The 509-nt window shown below is 49.5% G+C and carries 1 pseudogene; it reads left to right on the forward strand.

What is annotated here, in order from left to right:
* A pseudogene (locus PPL9_RS32385) lies at positions 1-509 on the forward strand (hypothetical protein); the annotation flags it as partial.

Consider the following 509-nt stretch of genomic DNA (forward strand, 5'->3'; position numbering starts at 1 on the left):
ATCGAGCTTTTTGAGTTTGCTGATGGGACAGCCCTGAACAAAATTGAGATTGCAGAGGATGGACGCTATGGTTTGAGGGGCTTTGATAACGAGGCCAACCAGATCTATGGAACGTCTTTCAGCGATTACATTTATGGCGGGTCTAAGGCTGATACGCTTTACGCCGGTGATGGCACAAACGGAGCACAATATCTTTTTGGTTATGCGGGCGATGACATCTACCTGATTGGGCAAGATAAAGGTGACACTTGGATCACTCGTAATGCTGAAGGCGGATCAAGTGGAAACGATACTGTTGCGTTCCGCGATCTGACGCTTGCCGACCTGAGCATCTCTAGTTATGAGCATATCAATCAAGGTACCTCGCTCCTCTTTAGCTGGACTACCACAGAGGGAGCCGCAGGGGCCCTACGTCTTGCAGATATGGGCGAGCACATTGAGCGCTTTGAGTTTGCTGATGGGACAGCCCTAAGTGAAATCAAGGTTCGTGAAGATGGTCGCATGGAACT

Source organism: Pseudovibrio sp. POLY-S9, from assembly GCF_001431305.1.
In the GTDB taxonomy this organism is placed as follows: Bacteria; Pseudomonadota; Alphaproteobacteria; order Rhizobiales; family Stappiaceae; genus Pseudovibrio.